This window comes from Streptomyces sp. B93 (genome assembly GCF_018070565.1).
GTDB lineage: Bacteria > Actinomycetota > Actinomycetes > Streptomycetales > Streptomycetaceae > Streptomyces.
The window spans coordinates 64,063-77,986 of sequence record NZ_JAGPXL010000009.1 but is presented as its reverse complement, the minus strand read 5'-3'; the positions used below and the strand labels follow the sequence as shown (position 1 = coordinate 77,986).

Here is a 13,924-nt window from a genome sequence, read left to right as displayed (position 1 = left end):
GGGGTCACTCCTTGCAGAGGAGGGCGGAGGCGTTGCCGCCGCGTACGGCGTGGAAGTCGGCGGAGGACAGCCCGGCCGCGCGGAGCGAGCCGACGGGGTCCTCGGTGCCCATGTCGAAGGGGAAGTCGGAGCCGAGCAGTACCCGGTCGGCCCCGGCGACGCGGACCAGTTCCCGCAGCACGTGCGGGTCGTGGACGAGGGAGTCGAAGTACAGGCGCCCGAGGTAGCTGCTGGGCAGGTGGGCGCAGCCGGCCCCGGCGTCGGAGCGGGTGGACCAGGCGTGGTCGGAGCGGCCGAGGTGGGTGGGCAGATAGCCGCCGCCGTGCGCGGCGACCAGCTTCAGGCGCGGGTGGCGGTCCAGGACACCGGAGAAGATCAGGTGGGAGAGGGCGACGGCGTTCTCCACCGGCTGGCCGACGGTGTTGGAGAGGTACCAGCGGTCGAGTCGTTCGTCGAGCGTGCAGCCGAAGGGGTGGAGGAAGACGATCGCCCCCGTCTTTTCGGCCCGGGCCCAGAAGGGTTCGTAGGCCGGGTCGGACAGTTCCCGTCCGGGTGCGTGGCTGGAGATCTCCACGCCCAGGAGGCCCTGCTCCAGGGCGTGGTCGAGGGCGCGGACCGTGTGTCCGGGGTGCTGGAGCGGCACCAGGCCGAGTCCGCGCAGCCGGTCCGCGGCGGCCGAACAGTGTGCCGCCGTCGCCTCGTTGGCGAGCCGGTACAGCTTCTCGGCGGTCTCCTCGTCCGTCCAGTGGTGGTAGTGCGAAGGGGAGGGACTGACGAGTTGTACGTCGACGCCCTGGGCGTCCATCGCGGCCAGCCGCACGGCGGGGTCGGTCAGTTCGGGGACGCGGTCGCGCACCATGGGCCCGTTGACGGCGAGTGCCGCCGGGCCGTTGCGCCGGGCGTCCAGCGCCTTCGCCGCCGTCAGCCCCGGCAGGCCGGCGACCAGTGCCTCGACCTCGGGCAGCAGGACATGGGCGTGCACGTCCACGGTGGGGGGTGTCGTCACGGCAGCTCCCGCAGCATGGTCATGATGCGGCCCATCAGGCCCGGCAGGTCGGCGTCACGGACGCCGTCGAGCTGCCACTGGCCGATCTGCACGGACGCCTCCACGACGGGGCGGACGCGGGCCACACGCCGCTCGTAGTACCCCTGGAGGAGGGCGTCGTCCCAGGTCTCCGTGGCGGTCAGCAGCTGGGTGAGCACCCAGGCGTCCTCCAGGGAGAGCGCGGCGCCCTGCGCGAGGGTGGGCGGGCAGCAGTGTGCGGCGTCGCCGACCAGAACCACCCGGCCGCGGTGCCAGGAGCCCTCCACCAGCAGCCGGTCGAACCAGGTGTAGTTGACCTGCGCCGGGTCGGTGATGTGCGCGGTGATCTCCGGCCAGTGTCCCCCGTAGGCGGAGGCCAGGCGGCGCATCTCGTCGGCGTACGTCTGCGGCGGGATGGCGTCGCGGTCGCGGTTGGCCTCGACGACGTACGCGTAGAGGGTGGTGTCGCTGGTGGGGCAGTACCCGGCGATGTAGGCGGGGCCGCCGTAGGCGAGGTCGGTGCGCACCACCCCGGCCGGGCGCGGGGCGGCGACGCGCCAGATGGCCATGCCGGTCGGCTCCGGCCTGTCGGTGACGCCGATCGCGGCGCGGGTCGCGGAGCCGAGGCCGTCGGCGGCGATCACCAGGTCGTAGCGGCCCTCGCCGCCGTCGGAGAACCGTACCGACACCCCGTCCGCGTCCTGGCCGAGGATCTCGGCGGTCGTGCCGAGCCGCACGGTGGCGCCGCTGCCTCGTACGGCGTCGATCAGGATGCGCTGGAGCTGCGGCCGGCGCATGCCGACCGTGGCGGGCAGGTCCTCGCCGCCCGTGCGCAGGTCCCGGGCGACGTGCAGGACCGTGCCGTCGGGGGCGGTGATGCCGACCGAGCCGAAGCCGAAGCCGGACGCCTTCACCCGCTCCCAGACGCCGAGTTCGCGCAGGACGCGCAGGGCGTTGCCCTGGAGGGTGATGCCGGAGCCGGCGGTGGCGTTCCAGTCGTCCTTCGCCTCGACCAGGTCCACCGCGATCCCGGCGCGGCGCAGGAGGACCGTCGCGGCGTTGCCTGCGGCGCCACCGCCGATCACCAGGACCGTGCGGGCTGTGCTCATGAGGGAACTCCCTTGTTCCGTGCGTTACTTGACGGCGACCGGGTTGACGGGGGAGCCGACCGCGCCGGTGATGGGCAGGGGGGCGGCGGTGAGCCAGAAGTCGTACCCGCCGTCGGCCGCGCAGTCCTCGGCCAGCGCGTCCGGGTCCCACATCTCGCCGATCAGCAGCCCGATGTTCGGGATGGCGACCTGGTGCAGCGGCTGGAAGGCGTGCTCGAACTCGTTCGGGCGGACCTCGAAACCCCAGGTGTCGGTGGCGATCGCGGCGATCTCCGTCCGGTGCAGCCACCCGGCCGTGGTGAACGACAGCCCGGGCGCGGGTCCTCCGGCGTACTCGCCCCAGCCCTCGCGGCGGGCCCGGGCGAGCTGCCCGGTCCGTACGACGACGATGTCGCCGCGGCCGACGGCCACCCCGTGCGCCTCGGCCGTCGCCGTCAGGTGCTCCTCGGTGATCGCGAACCCGTCGGGCAGCTCACCGTCGGTGCCGATCACCCGGCCCACGTCCAGCAGCACGCCGCGCCCGGCGACGTACGGCGCCATGTGCTCGATGCCGGTGACGAGGTCGCCGTCGGACGTGACGACCTTCTCGGCGGCCCGCCCGTTCCACGCCCTGCCGTGGTCGAAGATGTGGCCGAGTCCGTCCCACTGAGTCGAGCACTGGAGCGGCATCGCGATCACGTCGTCGGCGCCGCCGATGCCGTGCGGGAAGCCCTGGGTGCCGAGGGCGGCGTCGGTGCCGGTGTCGAGCATGGTGTGCACCGGGTTGGTGCGCCGCCGCCAGCCCTTCTGCGGCCCGTTCATGTCGAAGGACTGCGCGAGCGAGAAGCTGACCCCCCGCCGCACCAGCGAGGCCCCCGCACGCCGCTTGCCCTCGTCCAGGAAGTTGAGGGTGCCGAGCCGGTCGTGCTCCCCCCAGCGTCCCCAGTTGGAGTACGCCTTCGCGGCCCCGGCGATCGCGCCCTCGGGGTCGTGGCGGTTCACACCGGGCCCTCCGCGACACAGCGGGTGCGCTGCGTCCCGAGTCCGGTGACCGTGCCCTCCATGACGTCGCCGTCCCGCAGCAGCCGTCCCCAGTGCATGCCGTTGCCGGACGGGGAGCCGGTGAGCACCAGGTCACCGGGGAGCAGGCGCGCGGTCTGTGAGGCGTAGGACACCATGCGCGCGACCTTGAAGATCATGTCCTTGGTCGACTCGTCCTGCATGGTCTCGCCGTTCAGCTTCAGGGTGACGCGCAGGTCGTCCGGGTCCGCGACCGACTCGGCCGGGACGATCCACGGGCCGAGCGGGGTGAACCCGGGCGCGTTCTTGCTGCGCAGCCAGTCGGTGCCGATCCGTGGCATGTCCCGGCGGAAGACCGTCGCCCGGTCGGTGAGGTCGTTGGCGATGGTGTACCCGGCGACGTACCGGGGCGCGTCCGCCACGGACACCTGGTGGGCCGGCCTGCCGATGACGACCGCCAGCTCCAGTTCCCAGTCGGGCTGCTCGGCCCAGGCGGGCAGGACGACGTCGTCGTACGGACCCGTGATCGCGCTGGGCAGGCCGATGAAGACGTACGGCAGGTCCTCCGCCGTACGCCGGTCCATGATCTCGGCGGCCTCGGCGCGCCGCTCGTCGTCCGGCCGCTCGTCGCCGGGGGCGCGGTGGGCGAGGTGCAGGTCGATGACGTGCTGCCGGTAGTTGGCGCCCGACTGGAACACCTGGCGCGGCTGCACCGGGGCGTGGACGCGGAGGTCCGCCAGCGGGGTGCGGTGCAGGCCGCTGTCCCCGGCCAGCGCGTGCAGCCGGGGCAGCAGGGTCTCCCAGCGGTCCAGTACGGCCAGCGTGGTCAGCCGCTCCTCGCCGAGGGCGGACCGCAGGTCGAGCGCCCGGCCGTCGGGGGTGACGAGCGCGGGGAACGCGGGGCCGTCCGGGGCGGAGACGGTGGCGAGCGCGAACGGTCCTGCGAAGAGCGCGGACGCGGGTTCAGGTTTCACGGACATGTCCTCCTGATTGCGGTGCGACTAATCTGGACCCGCCCACCGGGATCAAGGAAATCGATTCTGTGGATGACGCTCATCCATGCGGTGAATTCATGCTGGTCGCCGCAGCGAAGCCAGGGAAGCAGCCGTGAATCTCAGTCGTCTCGACCTCAATCTCGTCATCGCGCTGCGCGCCCTGCTGGAGGAGCGCAACGTCACCCGCGCCGGGCAGCGCGTCGGGCTCAGCCAGCCGGCGATGAGTGCGGCGCTGTCCCGGCTGCGTCGCCACTTCGACGACGACCTGCTCGCCCGGGTCGGCGGCCACTACGAACTCACCGCCCTCGGCCAGGTGCTCCTCGACCGTGTGGCCACCGCGTACGACCTGCTGGAACGCCTCTTCGCCAGCCAGGCGGACTTCGACCCGGCGAAGGAGAGCCGTGAGTTCAAGCTGGTGGCCTCCGACTACGCGGTCGCCGTCTTCGGCGCCGAACTCGCCGGGGCCGTCCATCGGGAGGCGCCCGGCATCCGGCTGCGTTTCGCGCAGACGCCGACCACCGTGGTGGACGCCACGGACACCCTGCTGAGCACCACCGACGGGCTGCTCATGCCGCACGGGGTCATCAGCGGGTTCCCCGCCACCGACCTCTACGACGACCGCTGGGTCTTCCTGGTCGCCGAGGACCACCCGGACGTCGGCGACCGGTTGACGCGGGAGGACCTGGCCCGCCTGCCCTGGGTCACCTACCAGCGCACCTATGACGCTCCGGCCGTCCGGCAGCTCGGCATGCTGGGGATCGAGCCCCGCGTCGAGGTCTCCCTCGACAGCTTCCAGGTCATGCCGCTGCTGGTCGCCGGTACGAGGCGTATCGCCCTGGTCCAGGCCCGCCTCGCCCGGCTGTGCGCGCCGTCGGCCGCCGTACGCGTGGTCGAGCCGCCCCATGACGCGGTGCCGCTGCGGGAGGCCTTGTGGTGGCACCCGGTGCACACCCATGACGCGGCGCACATCTGGCTGCGGGAGACGGCGGCCCGGATCGGCGGCCGTCTGGCCGGGGTCTGGTAGCGGTCCCGGTCCCGTCGTGCTGCCCGCCGGTCCGCCGCAACCGGACGAGCCCTGTGGAGCCGGGGTGGTCCTGGCTCCACAGGGCTGGTGGGCGGGTCACTGGAACTGGGAGAAGAACCTCCAGATCTCTGACTTGGTCCAGGTGGCGGTGCCGCTTTCGGCGGGGGAGCCGTCGACCGGAGCCGGGATGTGGTCCCCGTCGAACGCCGCCCACTGGACCGGGTAACCGGACCGGCAGCCCGCGTAGGCGGTGGTGATGTGGGTGCGGCTGCCCGGTGCGGGCTCGCGCGGGTTCTGCGCTGTGCAGCCGTTGTTGGCGACGAACCTGTCGCGCAGGGACCGTCCCTGCGCGATGTTGAGGACGGAGTCGCTGATGCCGTGGATCCCGAAGTAGGCGATGGGCTGGGTGCCGCCGGTGCAGCCGCTGATCTGGGCGCCGGAGATGACCGCGACGGCCCGGAAGACGGTGGCCCGGCTGCACGCGAGCGCGTAGCTCATGCCGCCGCCCCAGCTGAAGCCCGTGGCGAAACGCTGTGCCGGGTTGACACAGAGGTCGCCCTCGATCAGCCGGATCATGTCGTCGACGAAGGTGATGTCCTCGCCGCCGGAGTTCGCCCAGCCGTTGTTCAGGCCCTGGGGGGCGACCAGGATCGCTCCGTTGTTCGACTGTTCCTGCTGGCCGTAGTAGGACCAGGCGCTCCCGCTCGTGCCGCCCGTGGCGACGTCTCCGGCTGTTCCGCCCCGCCAGTGGAAGGCGAAGATCAGCCGGTAGCGGTGGCTGTTGTCGTAGTTCGCCGGCACCCTGAGGATGAAGCTGCGGCTCTTGCCGCCGCTCTGGATGGTGTGCGTGCCGCTCGTCAGGGTCGGGGTGCTGCCGCACCCGCCGCCTCCGCCGGACGACAGCCTGACCAGCTGCCACTGCTGGTTGGCGCCGCTCCAGTCGGCGTACTGGACCACGCTGCCGCCGTCGGCGGTCGAGGCGCCCTGCACCTCCACCGCCTTGCCGCTGTTGCGGTTGACCAGCCGGACGTGGCCCGCGTCGGAGTCGGCCAGGCGGAACTGCTGATTGGCACCGCCGTGGTCGGCCCACTGCTGGATCGCGGCACCGTCCGCGGTGGAGGCGCCGGACACGTCGAGCACCTTGCCCGAGTGCCGGGCCTTGAGGCGGTAGTAGCCGCCGCCGGAGTCCACGAACTGCCACTGCTGGTTGGTGCTGTCGGCGCGGGTCCACTGGTGGACCCGCGCGCCGTCGGCGGTGGAGGCGCCGGAGACGTCCAGTGCCTTGCCGCTGTTGCGGTTGACCAGGACGTACCAGGCGTCGGTGTCCACCGTCGCCGCCTGGGCGGGCGCCGGACTCACCGCGGTGAGCATGCCGATCGCGAGGGTGGCTGCCACCACGGCGGCGATCCGGGACCACCAATGACGTCTTCCTGTCATCGATTCACCCTTTCGCTCGGGAGGTCCCGTCAGGTGCGGGTCCAGCGCTGGTTGCTGCCGTTCGAGCAGGAGTAGAGCTGGATCTGGGTGCCGTTGGCGGTACCGGCCCCGACGGCGTCGAGGCAGAGACCGGACTGGACGCCGACGATCGAACCGTCGGAGTTCAGGCGCCACTTCTGGTTGTCGCCGCCCCAGCAGCTGTAGATCTGGACCCTGGCTCCGTTGCCGGTGCCGGAGGCGTCCAGGCACTTGTTGCCGTAGACCCTCAGCTCACCCGCCGCGGTGGACGTCCACTGCTGGTTGGTGCCGCTGTGGCAGTCCCACAGCTGGAGCTGGGTGCCGTCGGAGGTGCTGGCGTTGGGCACGTCCAGGCAGCGGCCGGAGCCGACGCCCTTGATCTGTCCGGAGCCCGGAGGGGGATCCGTGGGCGTGGTGGAGCCGCCGTTGAGCGCGTTGAGGACGGAGGTGTAGGCGGCCTTCTTGCTGCCGTCGTTGTTGAACAGCAGCGGCGTCTGCTCCGCTCGCCAGGAGTCGCTGTCGCGCACACCCCAGACGGTGATGCCGAGGCAGCGCGAAACGGCCAGGCAGTCGTTGACCACGTTGGCGTAGGTCGTGGGCGAGGCGCCCTGGATGTCGAGTTCGGTGATGGCCACGTCGACGCCGAGGGCGGCGAAGTTCTGGAGGGTGGTGCGGAAGTTGCTGTTGTAGGGGCTGCCGTTGTTGAAGTGCGACTGGAAGCCGACGCAGTCGATCGGCACGCCGCGCTGCTTGAAGTCGCGGACCATGTTGTACATGGCCTGGGTCTTGGCCCAGGTCCAGTTCTCGACGTTGTAGTCGTTGTAGCAGAGCTTGGCGGCCGGGTCCGCGGCGCGCGCGGTGCGGAAGGCGACCTCGATCCAGTCGTTGCCGGTGCGCTGGAGGTTGGAGTCGCGGCGGGCTCCCGAATTGCCGTCCTCGAAGGCCTCGTTCACGACGTCCCACTGGGCGATCTTGCCCCGGTAGTGGGCCATCACGCCGTTGATGTGGTCGATCATCGCCTGGCGCAGGGCGCTGCCGCTGAGGCTCTGCATCCAGCCCGGCTGCTGGGAGTGCCAGGCCAGGGTGTGGCCGCGGACCTCCTTGCCGTTCTGCACCGCCCAGTTGTAGACGCGGTCGGCGGCGGTGAAGTTGAACTGGCCCCGCTGCGGCTCGGTGGCGTCGATCTTCATCTCGTTCTCGGCCGTGACCGAGTTGAACTCACGGTTCGCGATCGTCGTGTACGTCGAGTCGCCTAACCTGCCCGAGGCGATGGCGGTGCCGAAGTAGCGGCCGCTCTGCGCCGCCGCGGCGCCGAGTGTGCTCTCGGCGGCGTGCGCGGACGGCGGTGCGACCAGGGCGGTGACGACACCGAGGGCGGTGACGATCAGCGCCAGCAGCAGGCCGCGGATCTTGCGTGGGACAGCTGATCTGGCAAGGGCGTGCGGGCCCATGACTGTGCCTCCAAGGTAGGAATCACGGAAGGACTGAAGCGCGGGGGACTGCGTCGGCCGCCCCACTCGGTGGAGGCGTTCGAGTTATCGAACTGTGACCGGTTTCCCAGACAGGGATGATTGAGGCATTGACGGTGCAGCGTCAATGCCTCGCGCAGAAAAAGTTTCTGCCTTTGGCTCGAAAGTTTCGAAGACGGAGTGTGAAACGCCCCGGCCCGTGGGGGTCGTTCCCCACGGGCCGGGGCCGGGCCGGTCGGCCGTCAGTCGAACGGGATGGTCAGCACCGATCCCGTGTCCACCTGGAGGGTGGACGGACCGTTGCCCAGGGCGCTCCAGACCTCGACGCGGACGGTGCCGCCCCTCAGGTCGCCCAGGGCGCCCGACGCGGAGTGCGTCCCCTGCCGGGCCGAGGAGTAGTCCTCCCAGCCGGTGACCGGGTCGGTGGCGAAGTAGCGGAACGTCTCGACACGGTCGAAGGTGCCGTCGCCGGTCAGGTCGTAGGAGACCCGGGCCTGCTGGGCGTAGCCGACGTTCGTGCCCGCGTCGACCTTGAGGGTGAAGGCCGTGCCGGAGCCCGCCTTCAGGCTGCCGTTGACGTTCCGCACCTCGTAGACCAGCGGGTTGTACGGGGTGCCGTCATGGTTGGCGCCACCCGCGGACGGGATGGTGGCCGAGGAGCCGGCCGAAGCCGCCTCGGTGCTCAACCGGCCGCCGGAGCGCAGGTGGAAGGTGCCGCCCGTGACCGGCGGGCGGCCGGAGGTGGTGACGGTCAGGGTGCCACTGGCCGGGCCGACCTGCCCGGAGGTGTCGCGGGCCCTGACGCTGTAGGTGTACTCGGTGCCCGCGTTCAGGCCGGTGTCGGTGTGGGAGGTGCCGGTGACGGTGGCGACCCTGGCGGTGCCGCGGTAGACGTCGTAGTCCTTGATGCCCTTGTCGTCGGTCGCGGCGCTCCAGGTCAGCCTGACGGAGCCGTCGGTGACGTCACTGGCGACCGGGGTGCCGGGCGCGCCGGGCCTCTCGTCGTCGCCGGGGGCGCCCGGGGTGCCGCACAGGGTGCCGAGTGCCGTGTCGTCGCCCGCTCCGGACGCGGTCGACCTCGCCGGGACGTTCAGCACGCCGCCGTCGGAGAAGAGGACCGAACACGCCTCGGCGGTGTAGTTGTGCGCGGCGTACGTCCTGGTGCCGCCCTTGGCGAAGGCGACGGCCGTGGGCGAGTTGGCCGTGACGGTCATGTCCGGGGCGCCGATCGAGTCCAGCGTGGCGATCCAGTGGTAGGTGTGGGCCTTGGTCTCGCCCTCCTCCGGGACGTAGCCGCCGTTGCCCTGGTTCCAGCGGCTCATGGCCCCGGCCGGGTCGTAGAGGGCCTGGACCTGCCAGAAGATGTCCCTCCACTCGACGGCCGGGCCGCCGTTCTCCCGCTCCATCTCGGCCACGCTGCGGCGCAGCATGTCCTTCTCGCGGGCCAGGTGCAGCGAACCGCCGGTCACGGGCAGGAAGTTGATGCCGTGGATCTCCTCGGGGTTGGCGGTCCACCAGGTCGCGTAGGCGCCGCCGTTGCTCCAGACCATGCCCACGACGTCGTGGCCGAAGTCCTCGGGGTAGACCTGCTGGTCGGCGTCGAACCAGTACTGCGCGATCGACTCCGACTCGGTCATCAGCATGTAGACGCCCTGGTCGCGCAGCGCCTCGTCGCCCATGGCAGAACCCCACATGATCAGACCAGCGCTGAGGTTGACCGACTCCGAGGACGACTCCTGGTTGTTGCCCGCGGCGAACGCCCCGTGGCCCGCGGCCCAGCTGTGACCGGCGTAGACGTCGAAGCCGCGCAGGAAGGGGTACTTGCCGTCGCTGCGCGCCGGGTTGGCGGCGTCCTTGATGAGTTCCTTCACCATGCCGCCCCATTCGGAGTCGGCGGCCCACCGCGGGTCGTACTGCGCCACGACCGCCGCGGCCAGCACGTAGTACGAGTAGTGGAAGTGGTGGTCGTTCAGCTCCTGGTCGCTGCCGTACGAGGCGGGGTACCCGATGAGGGTGCGCCAGTCCTTGTCGTAGGAGAACTCGGAGGCGCCGCCGACCGTGAACCACTCCTCCATGCGGCCCTTGATCAGGCTCAGCAGTCTGTCGCGGCCGGCGGTGTCACCGACCTGCTCGGCGAGCGGGACGAGCTGGGCGAGCTTGCCGAGGGCCTTGCCGGTCCAGTAGGTGTCGACCGCGCCGCTGAAGGGGTCGCTCTGGGCCAGTACGTCGTTGATGTACGCCCTCAGCTTCGCCTTGTCGACGCCCGCGGCGCTCGGCAGGCCGGGCAGTACGCCGTTGACCTTCTGGGTGGTCGTGAAGGTCGTGCCCTCGCGGACCTTCATCTCGCCGCGCGGGGAGACGTAGCGGTAGGCGGTCAGCGGGTCACCGCTGTGCAGCCACTGGTGGCGGTAGAGCGCCTGGAAGGTGCCGGTCCGGGTGCCCTCCTTCGCCTCGGTGGTCAGCGAGTAGGTCGCCGTGACCTCGCCGTCCCCCTCCCGGTACTCCCAGTCCACCGTCGATCCGGTGACAAAGCTGAAGGCGTACTTGGTGAAGTCGGCCAGCGCCGCCCGGTCCGGGAGGACCGCCAGGGAGAAGTAGTCCTTCCCGCCGAGATCCGCGCGGATCTGGTTGCCGGAGACGGTCCAGTCGCTGCCGCTCGGGGCGAACAGCGCGTAGTGATGACCCTGGATGGTGACGCCGAGGACGTTGCCCTGGTCGGCGAAGACGGTGGGCGTGGCCGTGGCGCTGATCTGCGCCGCACCTCCGGTGCCCTCCGCGTACACGTACGGCAGGCCGTGGCCGATGGTCGTCCGCAGACTGCGCGCGCCGTCGTTCCAGTACGGGCTGACGGTCCAGTCGCTCCAGCCGTCCGCCTTCGCGTCGGGGGAGTTGAGACCGGCGAGGCCCAGGGTCAGGTCGGCCTTGTGCGGGAACTCGTACTGGCGGCCGTCGCCGACGATCTGGTGCGTGGTCGGGTAGCCGACCTCCAGACCGCCGGAGACCGCCTTGTAGGTGAGGGGGTGGCCGTACATGTTCTCCGACCACGGGTTGCCGGAGAAGCGCTGGAAGGCCAGGGACGACCACCAGTCGTTCGTCGGGACGGGGACGTCCGCCATGGCGGAGGTGACCTTCGGCTTGACCGCCTGGCCGTCGCTGTTCGTCGGCCCCTGGCGGCCCGCCGGCCGGACGTCGCTGTAACTGCCCTTGCCCACCTCGATGGTGGCGGCGGAGGCGGTACCGCTGCCCACGGTGCCCAGGGCGGTGACGGTGAGAACCGCCGTTGTCAGCAACGACAGGTTTCTTCGAGACTTCATGCACAGCCCTTCTGAGAGCGCTCTCAAGTCGCCGACAACGTAGGGGTGGCCTGATAGGTCGTCAACACTTTGAGCCAAAATCCGTTATGGGGCGCCGTCGTCTCCAGGGAGTGAAGGATCGGCGGCGCATGGGTGTCCGAACGTGGTTTCCGGCCAAGTCGCGTGACCGGTTGGCGCGAAACGTTTCGAGGTAGCAGGCGACTCTTGCGAGAACGGTTGACGCCGTTCATCGACTCCCTGATGCTTCGGGTTGCTCGACACTCCGACACTCGTTCGAGATTGCGAACGAGTCCGCTCCGAGGTTGGGAAGTGCCCATGCGCAGAGGAAGATTCAGCCGCAGGCATCCGTCCGCGGTGCTCGCCGCCACGCTCGCGGTCCTGGCCGCCCTGGCGGCGATGCTCGTCGCCACCCCGGCCCAGGCCGCCAGCACCGGCGCGCTACGCGGCGTCGGTTCCGGGCGGTGTCTCGACGTCGTCGGCGCCAGCCAGAGCGACGGCGCGTACCTCCAGCTCTACGACTGCTGGAACGGGACCAACCAGCAGTGGACGTCGACGGATTCGGGCCAGCTGACCGTCTACGGCAACAAGTGCCTGGACGTACCCGGCAGCGCCACCACGGCCGGTACCCGGGTGCAGATCTGGTCCTGCTCCGGCGGCGCCAACCAGCAGTGGCGGGTGAACTCCGACGGCACGGTCGTCGGCGTGCAGTCCGGGCTGTGCCTGGAGGCGGCGGGCGCCGCTACCGCCAACGGCACGGCGGTGCAGCTGTGGACGTGCAACGGCGGCAGCAACCAGAAGTGGACCGGCCTGACCGGGACGCCGCCCACGGACGGCTGCGCCCTTCCGTCGTCGTACCGGTGGTCGTCGACCGGTGTGCTGGCGCAGCCCGCCAACGGGTGGGCCGCGGTGAAGGACTTCACCACCGTGACGCACAACGGCAGGCACCTGGTCTACGCGACCAACGTGTCCGGATCGTCGTACGGCTCGATGATGTTCAGCCCCTTCACCAACTGGTCCGACATGGGGTCCACCGGGCAGATCGGGATGAACCAGGCCGCGGTGGCGCCCACGCTGTTCTACTTCGCGCCCAAGAACATCTGGGTCCTGGCCTACCAGTGGGGCTCCTGGCCCTTCATCTACCGCACGTCCAGCGACCCCACCAACCCCAACGGCTGGTCCGCCCCGCAGCCGCTGTTCACCGGGAGCATTTCCGGCTCCGACACCGGGCCGATCGACCAGACGCTGATCGCCGACGGCCAGAACATGTACCTGTTCTTCGCCGGTGACAACGGCAAGATCTACCGGGCGAGCATGCCGATCGGGAACTTCCCGGGCAACTTCGGCTCGTCGTACACGACGATCATGAGCGACACCAAGGCCAACCTGTTCGAGGGCGTACAGGTGTACAAGGTCCAGGGGCAGAACCAGTACCTCATGATCGTGGAGGCGATGGGCGCGAACGGGCGCTACTTCCGCTCCTTCACCGCCTCCAGCCTCAGCGGCTCGTGGACCCCGCAGGCCGCCAGCGAGAGCACCCCCTTCGCGGGCAAGGCCAACAGCGGGGCCACCTGGACCAACGACATCAGCCACGGTGACCTGGTCCGCAACAACCCCGACCAGACCATGACCATCGACCCCTGCAACCTCCAGTTCCTGTACCAGGGCAAGTCCCCGTCCGCGGGCGGACCTTACGACCAGCTGCCGTGGCGGCCGGGGGTGCTCACCCTGCAACGCTGACCCGGCCCGACGCGGTGCTTACGCCCCGGCGGGTAGATTCGACGGGCCCGGCCGCGACGGCGGGCGGTTGTCGGGGCGCGGCATCGCGGTAGGGGTGGGGGAGATGGTCTGCGACGGTGCGCGCGGTGGGCCCATGACCGGTCGGTCGGGGCCCGCCGTGCTGCCGTCGGCGGTGCGGGTCCGGCTCGGGGCGGTCGCGGGGCTCGCCGTGCTGGTGGTCGCCGGGCTCGGCGGGCGGTACGCGGGCGACGGGGAGCCGGGGCGGGTGGACTCACGGGTCTGGTCGGCGTTGGAGGACGTGCCGTCGCCGTGGCGGGACGTCGCCCGTGCCGTCGACTTCCTGGGGGAGCCCCGGGGAGCGGCGGCGCTGGTCATCCTCGCCGTGGCGGGGTGCCTGCTGCTGCGGTGTCCGCGGGCCGCGGTGCTCGTCGTGACCGGCGCCGCCCTGGCCGTGGGGACGACGACCCTGCTGAAGTCGCTCGTGGGGCGCACCATCCACGGCGACGACAACCTGGCCTACCCGAGCGGGCACACCGCCTTCCTCACCGCGCTCGCCCTGGCGGTGGCGCTGCTCGCGACCGGTCGGCTGGGCCTGGGCAGGGCCGCCGGCACGGCGCTCGTGCTGGGCGCGGGACTGGCCGCCGGGGCCGCCATGGGCTGGGCCCAGGTCGTCCTCGGCGCGCACTACCCGACCGACGTCCTCGGCGGCTGGTGCACCGCCCTGGCGGTGATCCCGGTGACCGCCTGGCTGGTCGACCGGGTGGCCGACGCCCGGCGGACCGGGCGTCCCTGACGTCC

10 protein-coding genes are annotated in these 13,924 nt (G+C 71.0%); 3 read left to right on the top strand and 7 right to left on the bottom strand.

Features of this window, described 5'->3' with window-relative positions:
* Nucleotides 1-4: 4 nt before the first annotated feature.
* From KBY47_RS11455 to KBY47_RS11440, 4 genes are read right to left on the bottom strand one after another with little or no spacing between them, the layout of a single operon-like run.
* Complete coding sequence (locus tag KBY47_RS11455; protein WP_210920932.1) at nucleotides 5-1,006, bottom strand: amidohydrolase family protein; 1,002 nt, start codon at nucleotides 1,004-1,006, stop codon at nucleotides 5-7.
* The gene (locus tag KBY47_RS11450; RefSeq protein ID WP_210920931.1) at nucleotides 1,003-2,133 is read right to left on the bottom strand and encodes an FAD-dependent oxidoreductase; all 1,131 of its coding nucleotides are present in this window, start codon (nucleotides 2,131-2,133) and stop codon (nucleotides 1,003-1,005) included. Before KBY47_RS11450 ends, KBY47_RS11455 begins: the two co-directional genes overlap by 4 nt.
* A gap of 24 nt (nucleotides 2,134-2,157) precedes the next feature.
* Nucleotides 2,158-3,114, bottom strand: coding sequence for a cyclase family protein (locus KBY47_RS11445; RefSeq protein ID WP_210920930.1), 957 nt, complete (start codon nucleotides 3,112-3,114; stop codon nucleotides 2,158-2,160).
* Complete coding sequence (locus KBY47_RS11440) at nucleotides 3,111-4,112, bottom strand: fumarylacetoacetate hydrolase family protein (RefSeq protein WP_210920929.1); 1,002 nt, start codon at nucleotides 4,110-4,112, stop codon at nucleotides 3,111-3,113. The genes KBY47_RS11445 and KBY47_RS11440 overlap by 4 nt, the downstream gene beginning before the upstream one ends.
* A 127-nt stretch (nucleotides 4,113-4,239) precedes the next feature.
* On the opposite strand from KBY47_RS11440, the gene KBY47_RS11435 reads away from it, so the two are divergent.
* Nucleotides 4,240-5,151, top strand: coding sequence for a LysR family transcriptional regulator (locus KBY47_RS11435; RefSeq protein WP_210920928.1), 912 nt, complete (start codon nucleotides 4,240-4,242; stop codon nucleotides 5,149-5,151).
* A 96-nt stretch (nucleotides 5,152-5,247) separates the two neighbouring features.
* Here KBY47_RS11435 and KBY47_RS11430 read toward each other — a convergent pair whose 3' ends face one another.
* The 3 genes from KBY47_RS11430 to KBY47_RS11420 all read right to left on the bottom strand — a co-directional run bounded on the left by KBY47_RS11430 (nucleotide 5,248) and on the right by KBY47_RS11420 (nucleotide 11,389).
* Nucleotides 5,248-6,588 carry an RICIN domain-containing protein gene (locus KBY47_RS11430; protein ID WP_210920927.1) on the bottom strand — a complete coding sequence of 447 codons (1,341 nt, stop codon included), beginning with the start codon at nucleotides 6,586-6,588 and terminating at the stop codon, nucleotides 5,248-5,250.
* Nucleotides 6,589-6,617: 29 nt separating this feature from the next.
* The gene (locus KBY47_RS11425) at nucleotides 6,618-8,057 is read right to left on the bottom strand and encodes an endo-1,4-beta-xylanase (RefSeq protein ID WP_210920926.1); all 1,440 of its coding nucleotides are present in this window, start codon (nucleotides 8,055-8,057) and stop codon (nucleotides 6,618-6,620) included.
* Between the two features lie 260 nt (nucleotides 8,058-8,317).
* The gene (locus tag KBY47_RS11420; RefSeq protein ID WP_210920925.1) at nucleotides 8,318-11,389 is read right to left on the bottom strand and encodes a glycosyl hydrolase; all 3,072 of its coding nucleotides are present in this window, start codon (nucleotides 11,387-11,389) and stop codon (nucleotides 8,318-8,320) included.
* Nucleotides 11,390-11,704: 315 nt separating this feature from the next.
* On the opposite strand from KBY47_RS11420, the gene KBY47_RS11415 reads away from it, so the two are divergent.
* Together KBY47_RS11415 and KBY47_RS11410 are read left to right on the top strand one after the other, a co-directional pair.
* The gene (locus KBY47_RS11415; protein ID WP_210920924.1) at nucleotides 11,705-13,126 is read left to right on the top strand and encodes a non-reducing end alpha-L-arabinofuranosidase family hydrolase; all 1,422 of its coding nucleotides are present in this window, start codon (nucleotides 11,705-11,707) and stop codon (nucleotides 13,124-13,126) included.
* 133 nt (nucleotides 13,127-13,259) lie between these two features.
* On the top strand, nucleotides 13,260-13,919 hold the full coding sequence (locus tag KBY47_RS11410) for a phosphatase PAP2 family protein (RefSeq protein WP_210920923.1): 660 nt from the start codon (nucleotides 13,260-13,262) through the stop codon (nucleotides 13,917-13,919).
* Nucleotides 13,920-13,924 lie beyond the last annotated feature (5 nt).

What these genes read in the sequence shown, in the direction of transcription:
- KBY47_RS11450 (WP_210920931.1), bottom strand. Translation starts at nt 2,133, where the DNA reads ATGAGCACAGCCCGCACGGTCCTGGTGATCGGCGGTGGCGCCGCAGGC.
- KBY47_RS11440 (WP_210920929.1), bottom strand. Translation starts at nt 4,112, where the DNA reads ATGTCCGTGAAACCTGAACCCGCGTCCGCGCTCTTCGCAGGACCGTTC.
- KBY47_RS11430 (WP_210920927.1), bottom strand. Translation starts at nt 6,588, where the DNA reads ATGACAGGAAGACGTCATTGGTGGTCCCGGATCGCCGCCGTGGTGGCA.
- KBY47_RS11425 (WP_210920926.1), bottom strand. Translation starts at nt 8,057, where the DNA reads ATGGGCCCGCACGCCCTTGCCAGATCAGCTGTCCCACGCAAGATCCGC.
- KBY47_RS11420 (WP_210920925.1), bottom strand. Translation starts at nt 11,389, where the DNA reads ATGAAGTCTCGAAGAAACCTGTCGTTGCTGACAACGGCGGTTCTCACC.
- KBY47_RS11415 (WP_210920924.1), top strand. Translation starts at nt 11,705, where the DNA reads ATGCGCAGAGGAAGATTCAGCCGCAGGCATCCGTCCGCGGTGCTCGCC.
- KBY47_RS11410 (WP_210920923.1), top strand. Translation starts at nt 13,260, where the DNA reads ATGACCGGTCGGTCGGGGCCCGCCGTGCTGCCGTCGGCGGTGCGGGTC.